This window comes from Aliiroseovarius sp. D2-2, assembly GCF_055809455.1.
On record NZ_CM147913.1, the window covers coordinates 2,099,288 to 2,122,109 of the forward strand.

19 protein-coding genes are annotated in these 22,822 nt (G+C 57.0%); 7 read left to right on the forward strand and 12 right to left on the reverse strand.

The features are described from left to right. The first annotated feature begins 18 nt into the window (after window positions 1-18). The 6 genes from lptF to rsmA all read left to right on the forward strand — a co-directional run bounded on the left by lptF (window position 19) and on the right by rsmA (window position 7,624). Window positions 19-1,182, forward strand: coding sequence for an LPS export ABC transporter permease LptF (gene lptF / locus AC0L6A_RS10335; protein ID WP_473289829.1), 1,164 nt, complete (start codon window positions 19-21; stop codon window positions 1,180-1,182). After that, complete coding sequence (lptG, locus tag AC0L6A_RS10340; protein WP_473289831.1) at window positions 1,179-2,276, forward strand: LPS export ABC transporter permease LptG; 1,098 nt, start codon at window positions 1,179-1,181, stop codon at window positions 2,274-2,276. Before lptF ends, lptG begins: the two co-directional genes overlap by 4 nt. Beyond that, window positions 2,273-4,426, forward strand: a complete 2,154-nt coding sequence (locus AC0L6A_RS10345; protein WP_473289833.1) for an LPS-assembly protein LptD — start codon at window positions 2,273-2,275, stop codon at window positions 4,424-4,426. The genes lptG and AC0L6A_RS10345 overlap by 4 nt, the downstream gene beginning before the upstream one ends. A gap of 71 nt (window positions 4,427-4,497) precedes the next feature. Further along, a complete protein-coding gene (locus AC0L6A_RS10350) occupies window positions 4,498-5,790 on the forward strand; it encodes a peptidylprolyl isomerase (RefSeq protein ID WP_473289835.1) in 1,293 nt (430 codons plus the stop codon). Further along, on the forward strand, window positions 5,787-6,791 hold the full coding sequence (gene pdxA / locus AC0L6A_RS10355; RefSeq protein WP_473289837.1) for a 4-hydroxythreonine-4-phosphate dehydrogenase PdxA: 1,005 nt from the start codon (window positions 5,787-5,789) through the stop codon (window positions 6,789-6,791). Before AC0L6A_RS10350 ends, pdxA begins: the two co-directional genes overlap by 4 nt. After that, window positions 6,788-7,624, forward strand: a complete 837-nt coding sequence (gene rsmA, locus AC0L6A_RS10360) for a 16S rRNA (adenine(1518)-N(6)/adenine(1519)-N(6))-dimethyltransferase RsmA (RefSeq protein ID WP_473289839.1) — start codon at window positions 6,788-6,790, stop codon at window positions 7,622-7,624. Before pdxA ends, rsmA begins: the two co-directional genes overlap by 4 nt. A 15-nt stretch (window positions 7,625-7,639) precedes the next feature. Here rsmA and AC0L6A_RS10365 read toward each other — a convergent pair whose 3' ends face one another. Then, window positions 7,640-9,304 carry a chloride channel protein gene (locus AC0L6A_RS10365; RefSeq protein ID WP_473289841.1) on the reverse strand — a complete coding sequence of 555 codons (1,665 nt, stop codon included), beginning with the start codon at window positions 9,302-9,304 and terminating at the stop codon, window positions 7,640-7,642. Window positions 9,305-9,404: 100 nt separating this feature from the next. Here AC0L6A_RS10365 and AC0L6A_RS10370 point away from each other — a divergent pair, with 100 nt between their 5' ends. Next, window positions 9,405-10,778 carry an FAD-binding oxidoreductase gene (locus tag AC0L6A_RS10370; protein ID WP_473289843.1) on the forward strand — a complete coding sequence of 458 codons (1,374 nt, stop codon included), beginning with the start codon at window positions 9,405-9,407 and terminating at the stop codon, window positions 10,776-10,778. Here the strand turns inward: AC0L6A_RS10370 and recN are convergent. The 11 genes from recN to AC0L6A_RS10425 form a co-directional block, all read right to left on the reverse strand. Further along, window positions 10,775-12,427: a DNA repair protein RecN gene (recN, locus tag AC0L6A_RS10375; protein ID WP_473289845.1), complete on the reverse strand. Its 1,653-nt coding sequence runs from the start codon at window positions 12,425-12,427 to the stop codon at window positions 10,775-10,777. The genes AC0L6A_RS10370 and recN overlap by 4 nt on opposite strands. 60 nt (window positions 12,428-12,487) lie before the next feature. Next, a complete protein-coding gene (locus AC0L6A_RS10380; protein WP_473293461.1) occupies window positions 12,488-13,414 on the reverse strand; it encodes an outer membrane protein assembly factor BamD in 927 nt (308 codons plus the stop codon). 209 nt (window positions 13,415-13,623) lie between these two features. Beyond that, complete coding sequence (lpxC, locus tag AC0L6A_RS10385) at window positions 13,624-14,544, reverse strand: UDP-3-O-acyl-N-acetylglucosamine deacetylase (protein ID WP_473289847.1); 921 nt, start codon at window positions 14,542-14,544, stop codon at window positions 13,624-13,626. Between the two features lie 437 nt (window positions 14,545-14,981). After that, a complete protein-coding gene (ftsZ, locus tag AC0L6A_RS10390; protein ID WP_473289849.1) occupies window positions 14,982-16,625 on the reverse strand; it encodes a cell division protein FtsZ in 1,644 nt (547 codons plus the stop codon). A gap of 230 nt (window positions 16,626-16,855) precedes the next feature. Beyond that, complete coding sequence (ftsA, locus tag AC0L6A_RS10395) at window positions 16,856-18,190, reverse strand: cell division protein FtsA (protein WP_473289850.1); 1,335 nt, start codon at window positions 18,188-18,190, stop codon at window positions 16,856-16,858. Further along, a complete protein-coding gene (locus tag AC0L6A_RS10400) occupies window positions 18,187-19,080 on the reverse strand; it encodes a cell division protein FtsQ/DivIB (protein WP_473289852.1) in 894 nt (297 codons plus the stop codon). The genes ftsA and AC0L6A_RS10400 overlap by 4 nt, the downstream gene beginning before the upstream one ends. Continuing rightward, window positions 19,077-19,991, reverse strand: coding sequence for a D-alanine--D-alanine ligase (locus tag AC0L6A_RS10405; protein WP_473289854.1), 915 nt, complete (start codon window positions 19,989-19,991; stop codon window positions 19,077-19,079). The genes AC0L6A_RS10400 and AC0L6A_RS10405 overlap by 4 nt, the downstream gene beginning before the upstream one ends. 213 nt (window positions 19,992-20,204) lie before the next feature. Continuing rightward, a complete protein-coding gene (gene murB / locus AC0L6A_RS10410) occupies window positions 20,205-21,137 on the reverse strand; it encodes a UDP-N-acetylmuramate dehydrogenase (RefSeq protein ID WP_473289856.1) in 933 nt (310 codons plus the stop codon). A 4-nt stretch (window positions 21,138-21,141) separates the two neighbouring features. Further along, window positions 21,142-21,381, reverse strand: a complete 240-nt coding sequence (locus tag AC0L6A_RS10415) for a DUF2484 family protein (RefSeq protein WP_246936886.1) — start codon at window positions 21,379-21,381, stop codon at window positions 21,142-21,144. Next, complete coding sequence (locus tag AC0L6A_RS10420) at window positions 21,378-21,617, reverse strand: DUF2484 family protein (protein WP_473289858.1); 240 nt, start codon at window positions 21,615-21,617, stop codon at window positions 21,378-21,380. The genes AC0L6A_RS10415 and AC0L6A_RS10420 overlap by 4 nt, the downstream gene beginning before the upstream one ends. Beyond that, window positions 21,614-22,810, reverse strand: a complete 1,197-nt coding sequence (locus AC0L6A_RS10425) for an APC family permease (RefSeq protein ID WP_473289860.1) — start codon at window positions 22,808-22,810, stop codon at window positions 21,614-21,616. Before AC0L6A_RS10425 ends, AC0L6A_RS10420 begins: the two co-directional genes overlap by 4 nt. Between the last annotated feature and the right edge of the window lie 12 nt (window positions 22,811-22,822).

Consider the following 22,822-nt stretch of genomic DNA (forward strand, 5'->3'; position numbering starts at 1 on the left):
GGGTTTTCAGGGGGAAACGTGGCCAGATTCGACCGGTATATGCTGTCGCAGCTTGTGGTGCTGTTCGGCTTTTACGGGCTTGTGTTGGTTATGCTCTTCTGGGTGAACCGGGCCGTGCGCTTGTTTGATCAGCTGATCGCCAATGGTCAAACCGCTCTGGTGTTCCTGGAATTCTCAGCCATGATCTTGCCCGGCGTGATTGTTTTCATCATCCCGATTGCCTCTTTCGCAGCAGCGGTTTCGGTCACCAACCGTTTGAACTCTGAAAGCGAATTGGTTGTGGCACAGGCTGCAGGATATGGACCATTTCGGCTGGCGCGCCCCGTGTTGGTCTTTGGTGTCCTGACCGCCGTATTCATGCTTATTCTTACGCATATCCTTGTCCCGATGAGCCAGTTGCGCTTTGCAGAACGTCAGGCCGAGATCGCCGAGAACGTCACAGCGCGCTTCTTGACGGAAGGGACTTTTGTCCATCCCGCTGACGGCATCACCTTGTACATCCGTGAAATCAGCCCAGCGGGTGAGCTTTTTGACATCTTCCTGTCAGATGAACGCGATGACGAACAGCACTATACCTATACCGCGCGCCGCGCCTTGATCGTGAAGACAGATCTTGGCCCGCGCCTTGTGATGTTTGATGGTCTGGCTCAGGTGATCAACATTGAAAGCCAGCGCCTGACGACCACCGGATTTGAGGATTTCACCTATAATATCGCGACGCTTCTGACGGGCACAGCTGAAGGTGCGCGTAGCCTAAGCCAAGTCTACACACCCGAATTGCTTAACCCGCCGGCTGCTACACTTAAGGAACTTGGTGAAACACGCGCGGCTCTACGGGCCGAAGGTCATTTTCGAAATGCGCAGGCACTTTATTCCATTGTCACGGCAATGGCTGGGTTTTCCATGCTGATTGTCGCTGGTTTCAGCCGGTTTGGCTTGTGGCGACAGGTGGTGTTGGCCCTTGCATCCGTCGCATTGCTGCAATCTTTGGACAACACCATGCTTGATTTGGCACGCAGAACAGAAGGTGGAGTTTGGCTGGTATATGTCGCAGCTGCCGTTGGTGTTGTCTTTAATCTTGCGGTCCTCTTCCTTGCCACACGACCTTCCTTTTCAGACCTTCGCCGTCGACGCCGAACCCTGCGTGAGCGTGGCCGTCAGATATCCGAGGCCAGCGCATGAAGTTGCATTTCTATATCGCACGTCGCTTTCTACGCGCCTTTCTCAGCATGCTTTTCGTGCTGGCGATGATCTTTGTTTTGCTGGACATGGTCGAAGGCATGCGCCGATTTGATGCCGGGTCGGTTGGGTTCACGAATGTGCTTGGCCTGACACTTCTGAATGCCCCGGTCTGGATGTATCGCATTCTGCCCTTGATCGTAATCTTGTCGACGGTTTGGATGTTTCTTAGTCTTGCACGCAGCTCGGAAATGGTGGTGACCCGTGCGGCAGGTCGGTCAGCACTGATGACACTGATTTCACCCATTTTGACGGTGTTTCTGTTTGGCATTCTTGCGGTCGCCATTGGCAACCCGATAGCTGCTGGAACCACCAAGAAATACGAGCGTCTTGCGGCACAATATGAAGGTGGCGGGGCGTCGGTTCTGTCGATTGCTTCTGATGGTGTCTGGCTGCGACAAGGGAATGAGACCGGCCAAACAGTGATCCGGGCGGATCGGTCCAACCTTGAGGGGACCGAACTTTTTGACGTCACTTTCTTTTCCTTTGCACCAGAGGGACCACCCACCCTTCGCATCGAGGCTGCCAGCGCGCGGCTCGAACCCGGGTACTGGGCAATTCGCGGTGCTAAAGTCTGGGATTTGGTCAGTGACGACAATCCAGAAACCACGGCCATTCAATACCCGATGTTCACACTGGCTTCTAATCTGACACTGGAACAGATCCGTGACAGCTTCGGCAAACCAAGCGCCATTCCCATTTGGGACCTGCCCAAATTCATTCGGCAACTTGAAGCCGCAGGGTTTTCAGCCCGCGCGCATCGCGTCTGGTTGCATATGGAACTGGCGATGCCGTTCTTTTTGGTTGCTATGGTTCTGATTGGCGCTGGCTTCACCATGCGTCACACCCGTTTTGGGCGGACAGGCGTTATGGTGCTATTTGCATTGATGATGGGCTTCGGTGCTTATTTCATTCGCAACTTTGCACAAATCCTTGGTGACAACGGCCAGATCCCGATTTGGCTGGCAGCATGGGCCCCCCCTATCGCCGCGATCCTGATGCCTATGGGTATCCTTTTGCATCTGGAGGACGGATGAAACATTTGTCAAAGCACCTGCGCGCAGGGCGTTTTGCCTTGGCCCTTTTGGCTGGTGCGGGTGCAACCTTTGCTTTGCCCATCAGCGCAGCGAGTGCACAAACCGCCAGCCTTATTGCAGACCACGTGCGTGTGGATGGAAATGGCGGGCTGGTGGCGGAAGGCAATGTTGTTGTATTGTTTGGCGGCTCTCGTCTGACGGCAACCCGCGTCCGCTATGACAAAGCGACAGATACGCTGAACATCACCGGCCCTATTACGATCACGCGTCCCGACGGCACGATCTTGGTGGCAGATGAGGCTCAACTGTCCGCCGATCTTCGAAACGGTATCTTGACCAGTGCGCGGCTGGTTTTGGATGAGCAGCTTCAGATAGCCGCCGCCCAGATTAACCGCGTTCAAGACCGCTATACGCAGCTTTCCCGCGTCGTGGCGTCCTCTTGCCATGTGTGTAAGAAAAACCCGGTCCCGCTTTGGCAAATCCGGGCGGATCGCGTTGTGCATGACGAGGCAGAGCAGCAGCTTTATTTCCACGGGGCGCAGCTTCGGGTTGCGGATGTTCCTATCTTCTATCTGCCCCGCCTGCGCCTGCCCGATCCTACGCTGAAACGCGCCTCTGGCTTTTTGCCGCCAAAGATCCGCACGAATTCGACCCTTGGATTTGGCTTGGCCACGCCGTATTTCCTGAAGCTCGGAGATCATGCGGATGTAACGGTTACACCTTTCGTTGCCGATAAAACCCGCACACTTGAACTGAAGTACCGACAGGCCTTTCGCAACGGTGATCTGTTTGTCGAGGGCGCCGTCAGCCGAGACAGCGTTCTGAAAAACAAAACGCGCTTTTATGTCTTTGGTGAGGGCGAATTCCAGTTGCCGCGCGATTTCGTGTTGTCCTTCCAACTGCAAGAGGTCTCGGACCCCGGATATTTGCTGGACTACGGGTATTCCGATCAAGACCGTTTGCGGAACGCCATCACAGTCATGCGTGCCCGCCGGGATGAATTCGCATTTGCCGGCATCACCCGCTATGACACGTTGCGCGCATCCGAGCTTCCAATCTCAGACCAACTGCCCTTCGCACAAATTGATGCGTTTTATGAGCGCCGCTTTCACCCCGGTGGATTTGTTGGAGGCGAATTGCGCACCAACCTATCGTGGCAAGCGCATTTCCGCGAAAGTAAGCTGGATGTATTGGGGCGTGACGTCGCACGAATGGGGGCTGGTCTGGAGTGGCGGCGCGACTGGATAGGTCCGGCTGGTTTGCTGATCGAAGGTCAGGCCGCGTTGGATGCCGATGTTTATTGGATTGAGCAAGACAGTCGCTATCTAACAGAACAGAGTTTTGTGACACCATCAGCAGGTCTGACACTGCGTTGGCCGCTGTCACGCGTTTCTCGTAACGGGGCCGTGGATATACTTGAGCCCGTCGCAGCACTTGCTTGGTCTGAACAGGTGGGCGCGGACATCCCCAATGAAGACAGCCAATTCGTCGAATTTGATCAAGGCAACCTGTTTGATCTGAGCCGCTTTCCCGGCAGCGATCGGCGCGAAGAAGGCCTTCGCGCAGCTCTGGGTCTAAGTTGGACACGCAGTTCCCCATCTGGTTGGAGCTTCTCACTGGCTGCGGGTCGCGTCTTCCACGATCTTGATTTGGGACAGTTTACCGACGCGTCCGGACTTGCCGGTCAGCAATCGGATTGGCTTTTGGGGGCTGCGGTCAATCTAGGCGGGCAGTTTTCGATCCAAGGGCGTGCGTTGTTGGATGATGACTTTGGGCTAACCAAATCCGAAACCCGCGCTGCATGGCTAACTGATCAATTCCAATTGGGAGCCGCCCATATCTGGGTCATCGAAGACATCGCAGAGAAGCGCCCAACACCGACCCATGAGCTTCGCTTGGACAGCGCTTGGAGGATTGGTGATTTTTGGACGATTTCGGCTGACGGCAGCTTTGACGTTGAGGCAAGACAGGCCACGCGTGCTGGTTTCGGTGTCGAATACCGAAATGAATGTCTTTCAGTTGATCTTTCCCTCTCGCGTCGCTTCACAACCTCTATTAATGTAGAGCCAACAACGGATTTTGGTCTGCAATTCGAATTGATCGGTTTCGGAAGTGGCCGTGGCGCGACGGTAAATAAATGTCGCAGCTAAAGACAAAGCGAATTGAACGCGATAGACCAAGGTCAGAGGATACGAGCTTCATGCGAGACAGGAAAAGACCTATGGGATTTCTTCGCCAATCAAAAGCACTGCGCGCCCCGCGCAAATCGACCGCTTCGGCTTGGACCTGCGCTGCAACAGGCGTCATGCTTGGATTGGTTTCAGTCGTTGGATTGGGCGCAGCTCCAGCACAGGCGCAAAACCTGTTCGCCCCGATAAAGAAGGTCAATGACCGTGTCATCACAGCCTATGAATTATCTCAGCGCATAGCTTTCCTGACTGTGCTCCGTGCCCCCGGAAACCTGCAAGAACTGGCGGCGAAACAGCTGACCGACGAAGCCCTTCAAAGGCAAGCAGCTAAAACTGCTGGTGTAAGCATAACGGCCGAAGAAGTTCTGGCTGGGATGGAAGAGTTTGCAGGTCGCTTCAACCTGAAGGCCGAAGAGTTCAACCAGATTATCGCTCAGGCTGGCATCGCACCGGAAACCTTCCGCGACTTCGTATCTGGCGGCCTGGCTTGGCGGACTGTTGTGCGCGAACGCTGGAAAGGTCGCGTCAACGTGACTGAAGACGAGATTGATCGCCAATTGTCTCTGACTGCTCCTGGACAAAATGTACGCGTTTTGCTGTCGGAAATCATTCTGCCCGCCCAGAACCCTCAAGCCATGCAGATCGCGAACGCGCGCGCTTCTGAGCTTTCCGAGATCACGACACTGGGGGCTTTTGCCTCTGCTGCGCGTCAGTCTTCGGTTGCGCCGTCCCGTGGGCGTTCGGGCCGTTTGAACTGGATGGAAATATCGGATTTGCCCCCTGCGGTGTCCGCGCAAGTTGTTGCGTTGGAACCCGGCCACGTGACCGATCCGGTTCCCGTGAAAAACGGTGTTGCGGTTTTTCAACTGCGTGCCATTGAAGAGCTTGATCGCCCAACCCCAACAGACGTCACTGTTGAGTACGCTGCCCTGATGATCCCCGGCGGACGTAGCACTGAGGCACTGACCCAAGCGGCCGAAATTCGGTCCAAGGCTGACAGCTGTAATGACCTGTTTGGCCTTTTCCCCGGCTCGACCGAAGCCCAAATTCAGCGTGAAGCCGTTTCCATCGGAGAGCTTCCGACGCGCTATGCTGTCGAACTTGCCCAGTTGGACAAGGGTGAAGCCTCAACCGCGCTGACATCCTCCAACGGTCAGAGCCTTGTTTTCCTGATGCTTTGTTCACGCAGCCGCGACTTGCCGGAAGAGGTCAGCCGCGATCAATTGCGCGTACGTCTGCAAAACCAACGCCTTCAGTCTTACTCCATAGCCTATCTGGAAGAACTGCGCGCCGCCGCGTTTATCGAGGAATATGACGCCCAATGACCGGCAATCGCCGCGTGTCTGGCACTGTTCCGCCCGTGGCGTTGACCATGGGCGAACCTGCCGGTATCGGGCCCGAGATTGCCGCCAAGGCTTTCGGCATACTTCATGGCGAAGTCCCTTTCTTTCTGATCGGCGATCCGCGCCATCTTCCTGATGGTGTGGCGTTCACTCAGATCGATCATCCAGATCAGGTCCAAGCGGCCACGTCCCTTCCTGTTCTGGCGCATGATTTCAAATCCGCACGCGCGCCGGGCGTGGCGCAAGCCGATCATGCTCAGGCCGTGATCGACGTGATTGCGAAGGCCGTGGACATGGCCCAAAATGGGCAGGCACTGGCGATGTGCACCAACCCGATCAACAAGAAAGCCCTAAAAGATGGGGCCGGTTTTGCCTTCCCCGGTCACACCGAATTTCTGTCGCATCTGGCGGGGGATGCGGATGTTGTGATGATGTTGGCCTGTGATGAGCTGCGGGTTGTACCGGCAACCATTCATATCGCGCTGTCCGAGGTTCCAAAGACGCTATCAAAAGGCAAACTGGAACAAGTGATCCGCACCACACATGCCGCCCTGATCCGTGATTTCGCCGTTCCCGCGCCGCGCATTGCGGTGGCAGGCCTGAACCCTCATGCGGGGGAAGGCGGTACGATGGGGATGGACGAGATTGATATGATCGCCCCCCTTTTGGACAAGCTACGCGCCGAAGGGTTCTACCTTATGGGTCCCTTGCCCGCAGATACGATGTTTCACACCAGCGCGCGCGCAGGCTATGACGCGGCGATCTGCATGTATCACGATCAGGCGCTGATCCCGATCAAAACCATAGATTTCGCGGGGGGCGTCAACGTCACACTCGGCCTGCCCTTCGTGCGTACATCGCCCGATCATGGAACCGCATACGACATCGCCGGAACCGGCACCGCAGACGCCACGTCATTGGTCAACGCGTTGCGGATGGCACATCAAATGGGCTTGGCCCGCCGACAGGAGAGCCAGACATGAGCCAAATCGACGGCCTTCCACCGCTGCGCGAGGTGATCAACACACATGGGTTGATCGCAAAGAAATCGCTGGGGCAGAACTTTCTCCTGGATCTAAATCTGACCGCCAAGATTGCCCGCCAGGCCGGTGATCTGTCAGCCTGTGATGTGCTTGAGGTCGGACCCGGCCCCGGTGGCTTGACCCGTGGTTTGCTGGTCGAAGGCGCGCGTAAGGTGCTGGCCGTCGAAAAAGACAGCCGCGCCATGGCGCCGTTGGCCGAGATCCAAGCGGCCTATCCGGGGCGACTTGAAGTCGTGAATGCCGATGCGCTTGAACTGGACCCGCTTGAACATCTGACACCGCCGATCCGGATTATCGCCAACCTGCCCTACAACATTGGGACCGAGCTTTTGGTCCGCTGGTTGACCCCGCCAAGCTGGCCCCCGACTTGGTCCAGCCTGACACTGATGTTTCAAAAAGAAGTGGCAGAGCGTATCGTCGCGCAACCCGGAAGCAAAAAATACGGACGTCTGGCTGTTCTGTCTCAGTGGCGCACCGATCCGCGTGTGGTCATGGAATTGCCGCCCGAAGCCTTCACTCCGCCCCCGAAAATTCATTCGGCCGTGGTGCATTTTGAGGCGCTACCAGCCCCGCGGTTCGAGGCCGACGCTAAGAAATTGCAGGCCGTTGTCGCCAAGGCGTTTGGGCAACGTCGCAAAATGCTTCGCGCATCACTAAAAGGCCTGCATCCTCAGATCGAGGATGTGTTGACGTCAGTTGGGATCAAGCCAACTTCGCGCGCAGAAGAGATTGATGTGGAGGCCTTTTGCGCCCTGTCACGCGCTCTGACGTGATCGCAGCATCGTAAGTTACGAGTGTTCCTCGGCGGCGGTTTCCGCAAGAGCGCGATTGAATGCCTTCAAGGCATCCACATGGAACACTGCCCCCCAAAGCTCGGGCGGATCGCCCTCGCCCCCCAAGGTGACAACTGGGATGAAACTTTCATTTGTCCGCTCGAAAACAGGCATCAGGGTTTCCAGCGTGGTGTTTCCGTCTGCATAGATCCCGGCCTCGATCAGTTCCCAGCAATGTTCCTCGCCTGCTGCGCGGGCATGTTCAAGGTCACGCATAACCTGCGCCACGCGCACCGTTGAAAGCAGATAGGCCTGCGGACCGGCAGCCAGATGGATGTTGCGCCGTTCTAGCTGGGTCAGGAAGAAGCTTCGATCCACCATTTGACTGGCCAGTGCGGTTGAAAGCGAAACGGCCGCCATCACAGCAATTCCGGTCTGCCAGTCACCGGTCAATTCAAACACGATCAAAGTGGTCGAAACGGGTGCCCCCAGAACGGCAGCGGCCACCGCGCCCATGCCTGCAAGCGCATATAGCGTCTCGGAGCCCGAGACATCGGGGAAGATTGCCGTTGCGATGATCCCGAACGCAAGGCCCGTCAGCGCGCCGACCATCAAGGCGGGTGAAAACACTCCGCCCCCCATGCGGCCCGCCATGGTGATCGCAACCGCAGCGACCTTTACAGCAACATAGATGATCGCCGCCGTTGCTGTCAGGCTGCCTGTCAGGGCAGCCGATGTCGTTTCGTACCCAACACCGATGATATGGGGAAACCAGATGGCAATCGCCCCCAGCATGAAACCGGACACTGCCGGACGCAGGACACGTGGAAGGCGCAAGCGATCCTGAACGCTGTTGCCAAGATCCTCGGCCCAGAAAATCGACTTCATTAGGATCACGGCGACCACGCCAGAAACCAAACCCAGAAGCAGGAAGGCGGGCAGTTCAACGTAGAATGCCAAGCTTCCTTCGGCAGGCAGGATAAATTCGGTCACATCGCCGTATTCAAGGCGGTTGATTACTGTTCCAGAGACTGCGGCAATGGCGATCGGGGCAAATGCATGCACTGCGAAATGGCGCAAAACAACTTCAAGGGCGAACAATGCCCCGGCAATCGGGGCGTTAAAGCTGGCTGAAACCGCGCCCGCGACAGCACAGCCCAATAGGTCTCGTCCTGTGATGCCGTTGGCGTTGATACGTGCCGAAATCCAGCTTGAGATGACGGCCGCCAAGTGCACAACAGGCCCTTCCCGACCACTTGAACCACCCGTGCTGAGCGTGACAAGGGATGCCAGCGCCGACCCAAGGCCAGCGCGCTTTTCAACACGTCCGTCCCAAAGGGCAGCGCCCTCGATCACGTCCGCGACCGCGCGTACGCGTCCATCATGGGTAAACCAGTTCAGAATAATCCCAACGATCAGCCCGCCAATGGTCGGCAGAAGCAAGATCCAATACCATGGCAATGTCCCGGCGAAACTGTGCAAATGCGCCAGATCTTCGGTTCCATAGAGCGCCGCCTGCAAGGTTTCGATCCCCTTGCGAAAGCCAAGCGCCGCAGCACCCGACGCCACGCCAATGATCAGAGCGATCAGCCAAAACTGTATCTGGCTTGGTCCTTTTTCAATCAAAAGTCCCCAAGCCTCATTGGCTTTCACGCCAAGGTTTCGAGCGCGCTTAAACATTATCAATTTTATCTGTTTTATCATTGTGCTGCGCGTATAGAACCCTTCCCAAGGCCCACCATTTACCATAAGTTGTTCCGGTTTTTCAGGGGAGGATGGGATGGCCATCGACACCGCGTTAACCGAGCTTTCGTCAGTTCTAGGCGATCGGATCAGCCGGTCCAAGCCTGTTCTGGAACAGCATGGCGGTTCTGAGACATATTTTGCCCCCGCGCCACCCGATATCGTCGTTTGGCCCTTAAATACATGTGAAGTCAGCCAGATCGTAAAAATCTGCAGCCAGGCCAACCTACCGGTGATCCCCTATGGCGCAGGCACGTCATTAGAGGGGCATACCAGCGCCACCAAAGGCGGTGTTTGTCTGAATATGACACGGATGAATAACATCCTTCGGCAGGATCCCGGCGACATGATTGTGCAGGCACAAGCCGGTCTGACCCGCGAAGAGCTTAACCATGAATTGCGCGATCTTGGCATATTCTTTCCCGTCGATCCCGGCGCCAATGCGACATTAGGTGGAATGGCCGCCACGCGCGCCTCTGGCACGACAACTGTGCGCTATGGCTCTATGCGGCAAAACGTATTGGGGATGACCGTTGTGTTGGCGGATGGGCGGGTCATCCGCACAGGATCACGCGCGGCCAAATCGTCGTCTGGCTATGATCTTACGGCGCTTTTCTTAGGGTCCGAAGGAACACTTGGAGTCATCACCGAGCTGACACTCCGATTGCATGGGGTTCCGGAAGAAATCCGCGCAGGTATTTGCGCCTTTCCGGATATGGGCTCTGCCGTAGGGGCCGTGCAGCAGGTTATCCAGATGGGAATTCCCATGGCACGGATCGAGTTCGTTGATGACGCAACCGCGCGCGCCTTTAACGGTTATGCCGGAACCGAGATGACCGAATGCCCACATCTTCTTGTGGAGTTCCATGGAAGCCCGACGTCCGTGGACGAGGCCAGCATCATATTTGATGAGATCAGCCAGGATTTCGGCGCGACAGGGTATGAGCATGCATCAAAAACCGAAGATCGAAACGCGCTTTGGAAAATCCGCCATCACGCTTTCTATGCTGTTCAAAGCCTGCGCCCCGGTGCCCACGCGCTGGTGACAGACATTTGCGTCCCGATCTCGAAACTGGCGAAAGCTGTTGAAGAAACCCGTGCGGAAATTGAAGCCTCAGCCCTACCCGGCCCAATTCTGGGACATGTAGGTGACGGGAATTTTCATGCAATTCTGCTGATTGATCCAGCCGACCCTGAAGAGATGGAAACGGCGAAATCGCTTGCCGAACAGATGAGCCGCCGTGCCTTAGCGCTTGGCGGGACCATCACCGGAGAGCACGGTGTGGGCATGGGTAAGTTGCATTTGATGGAAGAAGAACACGGCGACGGCTGGGCTGTTATGGGCGACATAAAAGCCATGTTGGATCCCGGAAACATCCTGAACCCCGGCAAATTGGTGCCTCAGCCTTAACCGCTCAGCAGCTCTTTCGCAGCGGCGCGGGCCGCGTCCGTTACTGTGTCGCCCGAGATCATGCGCGCAATCTCGTCCACGCGTTCGCCTGCGGTCAAAGGCGACACTGTCGAAATCGTCATCCCATCCGTAACAGATTTGCTGACCTGCCAGTGGTGTCCGCCAAGGGCCGCAACTTGAGGGCTGTGGGTTACGACCAACACCTGGCCCGACGCCGCCAGATCGGCCAGCCTGCGCCCAACAGCGTCGGCAGTTGCACCGCCCACACCGCGGTCAATCTCGTCAAAAATCATGGTCAGCCCGGTGGCATCTCGGGTCAGGCACACCTTTAGGGCCAACAGGAAACGGCTTAGTTCCCCGCCTGATGCAATCTTGTTCAGAGGCCCCGATGGCGCACCTGGGTTGGTGGCCACAGTAAACGTCACTGCGTCAATTCCATCGGGTCCGGGATCGGACGGCGATATCTGGGTTGTGAATACCGCGCGTTCCATTTTCAACGGCGCAAGTTCCGCCCCCATCGCTTCGTCCAGCTTCAACGCAGCTTTGTGGCGCGCTTTCGACAGACCCGAAGCCGCACGATCATATTGCGATCGCGCAGTGGCCAGAGCCACCTCTAACGCGTTGATTTCATCCGCGCCCGCATCCAATGCAGTCAGCCGCACCCTTAGCTCGTTGGCGAAAACGCCCAGTTCATCCGGAGTGGTGTGATGCTTGCGCGCCATGGCGCGGATTGCGAACAAACGTTCCTCTGCTTGCTCCAGCTCATGCGGGTTGAACGACAGGCTGTCCATCGCAGTCTCAACCCCAGACGCGGCCTCGCCCATTTCATCAAGGGCACGCCCAAGGGCGGCAATTGGGGCGTCCAGAATGTCGCCTGCCTGTTCCGCAGCGCCTTCCAGCCAGCGCAGTGCGTCGCCCAATCGGGCCTCGGCCCCGTCGTTTACACCCAGTGCCTGATGCGCCCGCGAGATATCTTCCCCGATCCGTTCAGATGCCTGCATCAAACGGCGGCGCGCATCCAGTTCTGCATCTTCGCCGGGTTGCGGATCTAGCCCATCCAGTTCTTCAACAGAATGACGCAGGAATTCTTCTTCCGCCTGCGCTGCGGCGATCCGTTCGCGTGCTTCGTCCAGATCCTTGGTAGCCGTTGCTACCAACCGCCAAGCCGCTTTCACGCCATCAACATCAGGTCCAAGTTTCGCAAATTCGTCCAGCAAAAGCCGGTGAACCCGCGGGTTCAAAAGCCCCTTGTCATCCTGCTGCCCATGAAGTTCGACCAACGTATCTGAAAGGGCGCGTAAAACCTCTCCGCTGGCGCGGCGGTCATTTACCCAAGCCGTCTTGCGCCCGTCCGAACGGTTGATACGGCGCAGGACAAGCTCGTCCTCCACTGGGATGCCCGCCTCGTCCAAAGCGTCGCGCGCTGGATGAGTTGCTGGCAGATCGAAAACGGCGACGACCTCTCCCTGCTCGGCACCAGAGCGCACCAGATCAGCACGCCCGCGCCAGCCAAGCACAAATCCCAGACTGTCCAGAAGGATCGACTTACCCGCCCCGGTTTCCCCGGTCAGCACGTTTAAACCCGGTTGGAACTCAAGCTCCAACCGGTCGATGATAAGCATATCCCGAATATCGAGAGACCGCAGCATACTATGCCCCGTCAGCGTTCGGCCCGAAAACCGATTGGCAGGCCATGCGGCCCGACACGGTCAGAGCCACTCGCCCTTGATCATCTGGCGGTGCACTTGGCGCAGCCAGCTGTTGCCCTTGGCTTCCGGCTTCAAACCACGACTGGTGAGCAAGCGATAGCTGTCTTGATACCATTCAGTCGATTGGAAGTTATGGCCAAGAATAGCAGCCGCAGTTTGCGCGTCATTCACCAGACCAAGCGACAGATAAGCTTCGACTAAGCGATGCAGCGCTTCAGCCACATGCGTGGTGGTCTGGAACTGCTCAACAACAACACGGAACCGATTGATCGAAGCCGAGTAATGCTTGCGTTTCAGATAGTAGCGGCCGATTTCCATTTCCTTGGCGGCAAGGTGGTCAAAGGCCAGATCGAATTTCAGAATTGCCGATTTGGCGTATTCAGTATCGGGATAGCGTTCGATCACCACGCGCAAAGCCTGAAGCGCCTGATAAGTCAGACCCTGATCGCGCCCAATCTCGTCGATCTGGTCATAATAGCTGATCGCCAGAAGATACTGGGCATAGGCTGCATCTTCGTCACCCGGATAGAAATCCATATAGCGCTGTGCACTTGCGCGCGCCAATTCGTATTCTTTGTCTTTGTGATGCGAGAACGCCTGCATGATCAAAGCGCGCTTGGCCCATTCTGAATAGGGATACAGGCGCTCGACCTCGCCGAACCATTTGGCCGCTTCTGACGGGTCACCGCCCTCAAGATCATATTCGCCGCGCTTGAAGATTTCTTCGGCGCTCCATTGATCAATGGGGCGTTTTTCAACACGGCTGCCGAAGATCCCACCACCGGCAGCAGTCCCACCGCCGCCGAATCCAGAACTTCCACCTAGGCTTCCGAATCCCAAACTGCCAGAGCCACCTCCGCAGCCGGTAAGAACCAACCCAGATACCAGTGCAACGCTGATGGTTTTGCCCAATTTCACGCGGATCATAACCGGTGTTACCCCAACTGTTCTCTGCCGATAGAATAATTTCGGCATCTTCCAGCGATTCCTAGCACAGAATTTTTCAAGGCAAAATGGTTTGCGCACCGAATTTCACCCATGTTCGAATAGTTTATCCAGAACGTGACTATTTCCGGGTCCGATCTTCGGGTTTGGCCGAAGTCTCTGTCCGTTCTACAATCCACAATCTTCGAGGATCAGGCCGACATTGGCAGATCTGAAGACCGCACACCTACCCCCGGCAATCTGCGGGCGGTCGAGCTGTCACACTCGATCAGACGCCATGCATCCGGAGTGTCAAACAACGCTCGCAAAAGGTTGTTTGTCATGGCGTGGCCTGCACGATGACCTGTGTAACGTGCGCGCAAAGGCGCCCCAGCCAAAGCCAAATCCCCCAATGCATCCAGCATCTTATGGCGAACGGCTTCGTCAATACGGCGAAGTCCGCCGGGCGACAGAACGGCGTCCCCGTCCACAACCACGGCGTTTTCATAGGTGCCACCCAAGGCCAATCCCGCCTTGTGCATCGCGTCCACATCCGCTTGACGGCAGAACGTCCGGCAATCCGACAGCTCGCGTACGAAATTACCGTTGGACATGTCCAAGCTCAGTTCCTGCGTGCCGATCGCGGCATCTGGGAATGAAATGTGGAAATCAATATAGAAACCATCCGACGGTTCCAGTCGCGCCCAAGCATCACCTTCGCGATACTCAACCGGTTTAAGCACTTCAATCACGCGCACAGGCGCTGTCAGCTCGCGCTGGCCTGCACGGATCAGACCATCCACAAACCTGGCCGAGCTGCCATCCATGATTGGAACTTCGGGGCCGTCGATCTCGATCAAGGCATTGTGAATGCCACAACCGGCCAAGGCCGCCATGATATGTTCGATGGTCTGGACTTCAACACCGGCTTCGTTGCGGATCAATGTGCACAAAGGCGACGGCACACCAGAGGCCCAATGTACGGCAATCATATTGTCGCGATCTTCGATGTCGATGCGTTTGAACCAAATGCCATATTCTGCCGAAGCCGGCTGCACTTTCATGCGCACGGGTCGTCCGGAATGCAATCCGGTGCCGTTGAAATTGACAGTGCTGGCTACAGTGGTTTGCACGTGACGCCTCTTTCTTTGCCTCAGTTCGGTCGCGATGTCTGGCCTATGGCCCGCTCCGCGTTATTGTCTTTTGCGCCCCTTCGGGTGCGCACCAATCGCGTTCGACTGGTGCATTACTGGGTAGTCTTGTCGGGCGTTAATCTCAATTCAAACCTCTGTAACGGTTTGTAACATGTGCCACAGGCTTGGCAAAAATCCGCCTGAGCGCATCAAATTGCGGCCTACCCCACTGTTATTATTCAATATTAATCACCACCTCAGCTTTCATATGCCGCAGTAGCATCACCTCTAAAACGGGCAATCATTCGCTGAGTTTTCCGAATTCAAGGTTAATGGGGCATTCCGTACTTGCGACCGCCCAGAATAACCCGACCTCAATAGAAAAACCGCCGCGCATTTCTGCGCAGCGGTTTGATTTCTTTGAAGTTTATTCCGGCTTAGTTGGCTTGACGACGCAAGAAGGCCGGAATTTCAACTTTTTCCTGCTCAGGATCAGCCGCGGGGGCCTGATGCTGAACGGGCTGTTCGCTGTGTACCGGTGGCTGCGATCGCGCGGTGCTATCAGCAGCGCCCGAACCTGTCATCCGGTTGATCAACGAGTTGATACCGAAACGCGGCTTTTCCTGAGACGCAGGCGCTTCGGCCTGCGGTGCAGGTGCTGCGGGCTGCGCCGGCTGACCAGCACGCGGCTGGTTCTGCACAGCAGCTTGCAGACGCGCCATCGCTTCCGGAGACGGAGTTCCCGGGGTCGGAGCCTTAGGTGCTACGAACTGCGCAACGGCAGGTTCGCTGTCGAAGCGCGGATCAGTGGCCTGCTCATACGCTTCTTCTTCACGCGGCTGATACACCGGAGGAGGAACATCGCCACCTGCCGTTTCAGCAGGGAAGCTGTGATCCATTTCAGGTTCAGCAGCAGGTTGCTCCATCTCGGTAAACAGCGAAGGCTCTTGCGGAGCTTCGGCCACTTCCTCGGTCACAGGCATTGCTGCATCGATTTCAGCTGCTGCTGCGAGTGCGGCAGGCGCTTCGGCTTCCATCTTCTGCTCCACATCATGTGGTGCCTGCAAAGGTTGGGCCAGCGAACGACGCGGCACTGGGACCTCCAATGGAATTTCAGCAGCGTCGATACCTGTGGCGACCACAGAAACGCGCATCCCACCTTCCATACCTTCGTCCAAAGTCGAACCAACGATGATGTTGGCGTCCGGGTCCACTTCTTCGCGGATACGGTTGGCTGCTTCGTCCAGTTCGAACAATGTCAGATCGTAGCCACCGGTGATGTTGATCAACACACCGTTTGCGCCACGCAGGCTGATTTCGTCCAGAAGCGGGTTGGCGATGGCTTTTTCGGCCGCTTGGATCGCGCGATCTTCGCCCGTGCTTTCACCGGTTCCCATCATGGCTTTGCCCATCTCATCCATAACAGCGCGGACATCAGCGAAGTCGAGGTTGATCAGACCGGGGCGAACCATCAGGTCCGTTACGCCCTTAACACCTTGATAAAGAACATCATCTGCCATCGAGAACGCTTCGGTGAACGTTGTCTTTTCGTTGGCCAGACGGAACAGGTTCTGGTTGGGAATAATGATCAGCGTGTCGACCATTTTCTGAAGGGCTTCAACACCGTCTTCGGCTTGACGCATGCGCTTGGCGCCTTCGAACTGGAACGGCTTGGTGACAACACCCACCGTCAAAACACCCAGTTCGCGGGCCGCTTGCGCGATGATCGGGGCTGCACCTGTGCCGGTGCCGCCGCCCATACCGGCGGTGATGAAGCACATATGTGCCCCCGCCAGATGGTCTACGATCTGTTCAATGCTTTCTTCAGCCGCGGCTGCACCGACAGTTGCGCGCGCACCGGCGCCCAAACCTTCGGTTACCTTCACACCCATCTGGATGCGATCTTTGGCGCGCGAGTGCTGCAATGCCTGCGCGTCCGTGTTGGCCACTACAAATTCTACGCCCTCGAGTTCCTTCTCGATCATGTTGTTGACAGCGTTGCCACCAGCACCGCCTACGCCAAACACCGTGATACGAGGTTTCAACTCTTCCTGACCGGGCATGGTAAGGTTCAAAGTCATGATTTTTCCGCCTGTTTAGGTCCTCGCCGCTTCGATGTGCCCCGAAGGCGGCTGCTATGTTTGTTATTCCGACTGAATCGCCGGTAACTGCCTCTTTCATCCATGTTACCTCAAAAATGCATGGGTCGTCACGCCCAAAAGGGGCCTGAAACCGCAAAATATTGAGGAAATGTTGGCTGTTTCAGCAGGATTTCGCCGAAAGCACAGGATATTGTGGTTTCGCGTGATGCTTACCAATTGTCCTTGAACCACTTGAACGCCCGGCGGAAACTGCGTGCCGGGTAGCTTTCTGCCGGCATTTCGAAATCCCACCACTCATCCTGCGGGTGCGCTGCAAATAGGCAAAGCCCAACAGCTGAAGCAAACCCTGCCCCGGTGGCGGCCTGTGGCAAACCCTGAACCCGAAGCGGGCGACCAATGCGGACGTTCTGTCCAAGGATCTTCGGCGCGAGGCTATCCAAGCCTGGGATCTGGCTTCCGCCGCCGGTCAGCACAATGGATTGGCTGGGCAAGTGATCAAACCCAGCAGCATCAAGGCGCATACGGACCTCTTCCAGGATTTCTTCGACGCGCGGACGCATGATGCCAATCAGCTCGGCCCGGCTGACTGTGCGGCGATCATGTTCCCAATCGCCGGTGTCTCCGCCGATCTCGATCATCTCGCGGTCGTCCATTCCGGTGGCAATGACGCCGCCGTAAAAAGTCTTAATCCGCTCCGCCGTGGACAGCGGAACCTGTAGACCTTTTGAGATATCCGATGTCACGTGATCCCCGCCCAACCGCACGCAGTCGGCATAGATCATGTGTTTTTTCATGAAGATAGACAGTCCAGTTGAACCACCACCTAAATCAATACACGCCGCACCAAGCTCTTGCTCGTCTTCGACCAACGCCGAAATCCCCGAGACATAGGCAGAGCTTGCTAGCCCCGCGACCTCAAGATCGCACCGTTTGATACAGTAAAGCAGGTTCTGAATGACGTCGCTGTCGACCGTCAGCACATGCAGGTCAGCGGCCAATCGGTTTCCGATTTGCCCGCGTGGGTCCCCAAGTCCAGAGCGATGATCCAAAGCAAAGTTAACCGGCTGTGCGTGCAGCACCTCGCGGTCATCCCCGATCTCAGGCATGTCACATGCCGCAAGAACACGCGCAACATCATCTTCGGTCACCGCACGACCGTCCAGTTCGACCACGCCGTCCAAACCATAGCTGCGCGGGTTCGCGCCTGAGAAACAGGCGATCACATGATCTACGCGGATGTTGGCCATTTTTTGCGCAGCCTGAACGGCGGTGCGAATGGCGCGCTCGGTCTCGGCCATGGCGTCAATTTCACCAAAGCGTACACCGCGCGAACGGGTGGTGGCCGCGCCAATCACACGAAAGGCGCTTTGCCCCGCCAGCGACCCAACACCGTCGCTATCACGAAACTGATCAGGACCGTCAAACCGCAGGATCAGGCACCCGATTTTGGCACTTCCGATATCCAGAATGGCAATGACACCGCGCTGCATGGCGGCTTCGCGCATGGCACGCATGGCGCGTTGCTGGCTGTAAATATCGGTCATTGGGAAACCTCTTCAATCTGTATTCCACGCAAACGTCGCTGTTCGGTCATGGCGGTTTCGCCAAGACGCAGCGTCGGTCTTAGGGGATTTCTCATATCAATCACGCTCAGGTCGCGACCAAACAGGTCTTGCGCCTGATGCAAGGCAATAACTTGTTCAAGCGCGGCCACAGGGGCTTCGGATGGCAGCAAAATGCGCTGATCGCTTTTCAAGACCAAGTCCCAGCGGCGTTCGCCCACGCGGATCAAACCACGCAAATCACCACGCAACGGACCAGCCGTATTAAGAAGTTCACGCGCCTCGGGAACGGCATCGGACGCCCCTGCCCCAGTAATAAGCGGCAAGTCGGAGCGTGCATTGCGATCCAGCAGGCTGGCAACGCGATGCCCTCCTGCATCCAACATGTCCAAGACACCGTCATGGCGCCAAAGGATCACGGGCTGTCTTTCCGTCAGCGCCACTTCCAGCACGCCACCCGGACGGATACGCAGATCGGCATCTTCGATCACGTCAAGCTTCATGATCTCAGAGCGCATCCGCTCAAGATCCAAATCGAAGCTGGAGATGGGGAAATCAATGGGAAGGATCTGGCGAACCGCGTTATCGACAACCGGCGTTGCGCCTTCGACGGCCATCAGCTTGACCAAAAACTCGGGCCGTTCCTGAACCGATCGCTTCATATTCGTCAGCTTTTCGCCAATCGCGTAGCGGTTGGTCGGGTTCGACAAATACCACCCCGTGGCCATCAGCACTGCAAAAACAGGCACGCCAACACGAAGGAACGCGCGAAACACCGGCGTGAGCCATAAACGATGCGCTTTGTAGGCCAGGCGCGACGGCGCTGGATCGCGGCGCTGTGCATCGGGTTTGTCATGTTGGGAAGAGGTCATCGGTTGCACGACGCGTCCTCCACCATCCAAGCGCAAAACTGGCCAAAGCTATAGCCCAGATGCGCGCCCTGCTCTGGCGCCAATGAGGTCGGCGTCATTCCGGGCTGCGTGTTGGTTTCCAGAATGATCAGACCATCCAGCCCACGCGCCTCGTCCCAGCGGAAATCAGTGCGGCTGACACCGCGGCACCCAAGCGCTTCATGCGCGCGCACGGCATAATCCAGACAGGCGGCTTCGATATCAGCAGGAATGTCAGCGGGGATCACATGGCGCGATCCGCCTTCTGCGTATTTCGCGTCGTAGTCATACCAACCATCCGTAATGATGTCGGTGACGCCGAGCGCCCGATCGCCCATCACCGTGGTCGTCAACTCGCGCCCCGGGGCATAGGTTTCCACCATCACTGTGTCGGGCATGGTTGCGTCAAGCTTCGGCGGCGTGTTCGCCCCATCGCAGACGATGTAAATCCCGACCGAGCTGCCTTCGTTATAGGGCTTCACCACGTAAGGTGGCTCCATCACATGACGGGCCTGAACCTCGTCCTTGTCGGCCAGAACGCTGGCAACCACGGGAAGCCCGGCGGCACGGAACGTGTCCTTTGCCCGCTCTTTGTCCATCGCAAGGGATGAGGCCAGAACGCCGGAATGTGTGTAGGGAAGTTGCAGCCACTCAAGCAGACCTTGAACGCAACCATCTTCGCCCCAGCGTCCGTGCAATGCGTTAAACACAACATCAGGGGCTTCAGCTTTCAAACGCTCTGCCAGATCGGGGCCCGCGTCGATTTTAACGACCTCAAAACCTTCATCGGCCAAGGCCTTCGCGCATTCCTCACCCGAACTCAGCGAGACATCACGCTCAGCCGAGGGGCCACCCATTAATACAACTACTTTGCTGACGGACTGCTCCGACATGCCTGCACTGCCTCATACCCGATCGCAACGCGACCAAAATGCCTTGCCGTTTCCGGCGTTAATCCGTGTAACCACGGTTTTATGTCATGAGGCGTACCGCCCCGAACCGATCATCTGCGCAGTTCTCTGCGTCTAGTTTTCGGCTATCAGGGCCTGCCCGACCCCTCAATCTCCGGCCTTTTTGGCCGTGTCTTTTGCGATGTTGCGCCCGGCTTATTCTGCCGCCGGTTCGCCTACGCGCTTAATTTCCCATACTAGCTCTATGCCGCTGTGTTCGTAAACCTTTTTTCTGACCTCTTCGCCCAATCCTTCAAGGTCCGCAGCACTGGCCCCGCCGGTGTTGGTCAGAAAGTTCGAATGCATCTGGTTCATCTGCGCCCCACCCCGTGTGGCACCACGCATTCCGGCCTCGTCAATGACCTTCCACGCTTTCAATTCGTGACTGTCATCCGCGCGTCCGGTTGAGCTGAAACCTGCTGGATTGCGAAAGGTCGACCCCGCCGTGCGGTCTTTTGTCGGTTGCGTCTCGTCACGTTTGGCCAGCTGCGCCTCCATCCGGTCGGTCAGCTCATCCGGATCACCTGACGGACCTTTCAGAACGGCGCTTGTCAGAACCCAGCCGTCAGGCAGATCGCTTTGCCGATACTGAAAGTTTAGATCATCTTCGGTTAGCGTCACGCGTTCGCCCGTCCGAGTAAGCGCCGTGGCAGACACAAAAACATCAGCAATATAAGCGCCATAGCAGCCAGCATTCATGCAAACCGCACCCCCAATCGCACCCGGAATGGTACGCAAAAAGGTCAGATCCACACCTTCAGATGCGGCCTTCTTGGCCACCTGAGCATCCAGCGCAGCAACTCCGGCAGTGACGGTCTGCCCGTCAATTTCGACCCCATTGAACCCACGCCCCATACGGATCACAACACCCCGGATGCCGCCGTCGCGCACGATCAGGTTCGATCCAACGCCCATAGGAAACACCGGAATATCCGCATCCAGCTGAGACAAGAACTGCGCCAGATCATCTTCGTCCGCTGGCATGAAAAGCCAATCTGCGGGGCCGCCCACACGTAACCATGTCAGCCCTGAAAGATCTTTATCGGCCATCAGGCTGCCGCGAATATCTATCTGGTCAGGACGCGCCATGGGGTTACCTCTTCTTTAGCCAGCGGGTCAGGTAAATCACTGGCCAACGCAGGATCGACATCGCACCTAGCAAAACCAAAAGCCCAACCCATGGGCCATTCTCGTAAATCACGTAACCCAATAGCGGAATGCCCACGGCAATCAAGACGTAAGCCACCCGCCAATGGTGATCGCGCGAAGGGGTCAGCGCGATAATCTGCGCGGTTATGATCCACAGACAGGCAAGGATAAGCGACAGCGTCATACCCGCCCTACCGCCTTACGCGCCAAATACCACAGGGGGCGTCGGAACATGGACAGGAACGCTGCCAATCCAACGGCGGCCCAGAGCCAACCGTTGGTCGCCCCAATCCAGACAATCAGAATGGGCGCTGAAATAAGCAGGACGATCCCCGGCGGGAACTGCATCCGCATTGGCAACAAGGCGACAAGCGTCGCCGCGATGACCCACAGGGCCGCTACAATCAAAGGTGTATTCAATTCATGACCCCTGTCATGAATGAGGCCGCAAGCGCCAAAACTGCGCCAATGAGCCCAAGCCATGGCACCCAAACCGCAGTGCGAAATGGCGCGTCCGGTGATTTCCGTTTCAACGCGATCAACGCGATGTTGACCACAGCAAAAACAATCAAAAGAACGGTTGAGGTCACGGTGGCCAATTCAGATACTGGCAACATCAAAGCCGCCGATATCACCCCGACCCCCAATAGAAGTGTCGCAAGAACGGGCGTCCCAAAACGGGGATGCGCGCGATAGAAAACAGACAAGAACTTGTCTCTTCGCCCAAGGCCAAACAGCACCCGCGCGGCCATCACGATCTGCGCGAGTACTCCATTCAGCGCTGCCACAACTGCGATGGCACCAAGCACCACAGGCGACATCGTGAAGCTGCTTTCCCACACAAGCACCAGCGGGCGATCCGAACTGGCAAGCGCATCAACCGGCACAGACCGTACAGCCGCGAACGACACCAGCGCATAGAGTAATGTGGTGACGACCAGCGCGATCAGAATGGCACGGGGAACGACATAGGTTGGGTTCTTCGCCTCTTCCGCCATGTTCACCATGTCTTCGAACCCAATGAAGGCGAAGAAGGCCAGCGCGGCGGCCCCAGCAACGCCAGGCCAGTAAATCTCGGGCAGCTCGACGAATTGCGCCACCGGGTCTGCGGTGAATCCAGCATAAATGACAGCGATCAGCCCCAGCACCTCGATCACCGTGAAAAGCGCTGCAAGCGACAAGCTTTCTAAGACACCGATCAGCGCGACAAGGGTCAGTGCGGCCCCAATGCCAATGATGGCCCATTCACTGGGAATGTCGACCAGGGCGGTCAGATACCCGACCCCTCCCCTCAGGACCGCTGCGGCGGATACCGTTCCAGCGACCACAATGGCCAGACCGATCAGCACGGCCAGAAGGTGGCTGTTCAGCCCCTTTTCAACATACGCGGCTTCACCCGAGGCTTCGGGAATACGCGAGCTAAGCTCTGCGTAGCTCAGCGCAGACGGTGCCGCGATCAGCCCTGCAAGTAAGAAGGCCAATGGCGCCCAGACACCTGCCTCGGCCGCGACAGCGCCGACAAGCACATAAATCCCAGCCCCGACCATGACGCCAACGCCATACATGGTCAAAAGACCAAGACCGAGATTTCGTTTAAGTGGGGCGGGTTTCATGGTGTTACCTCA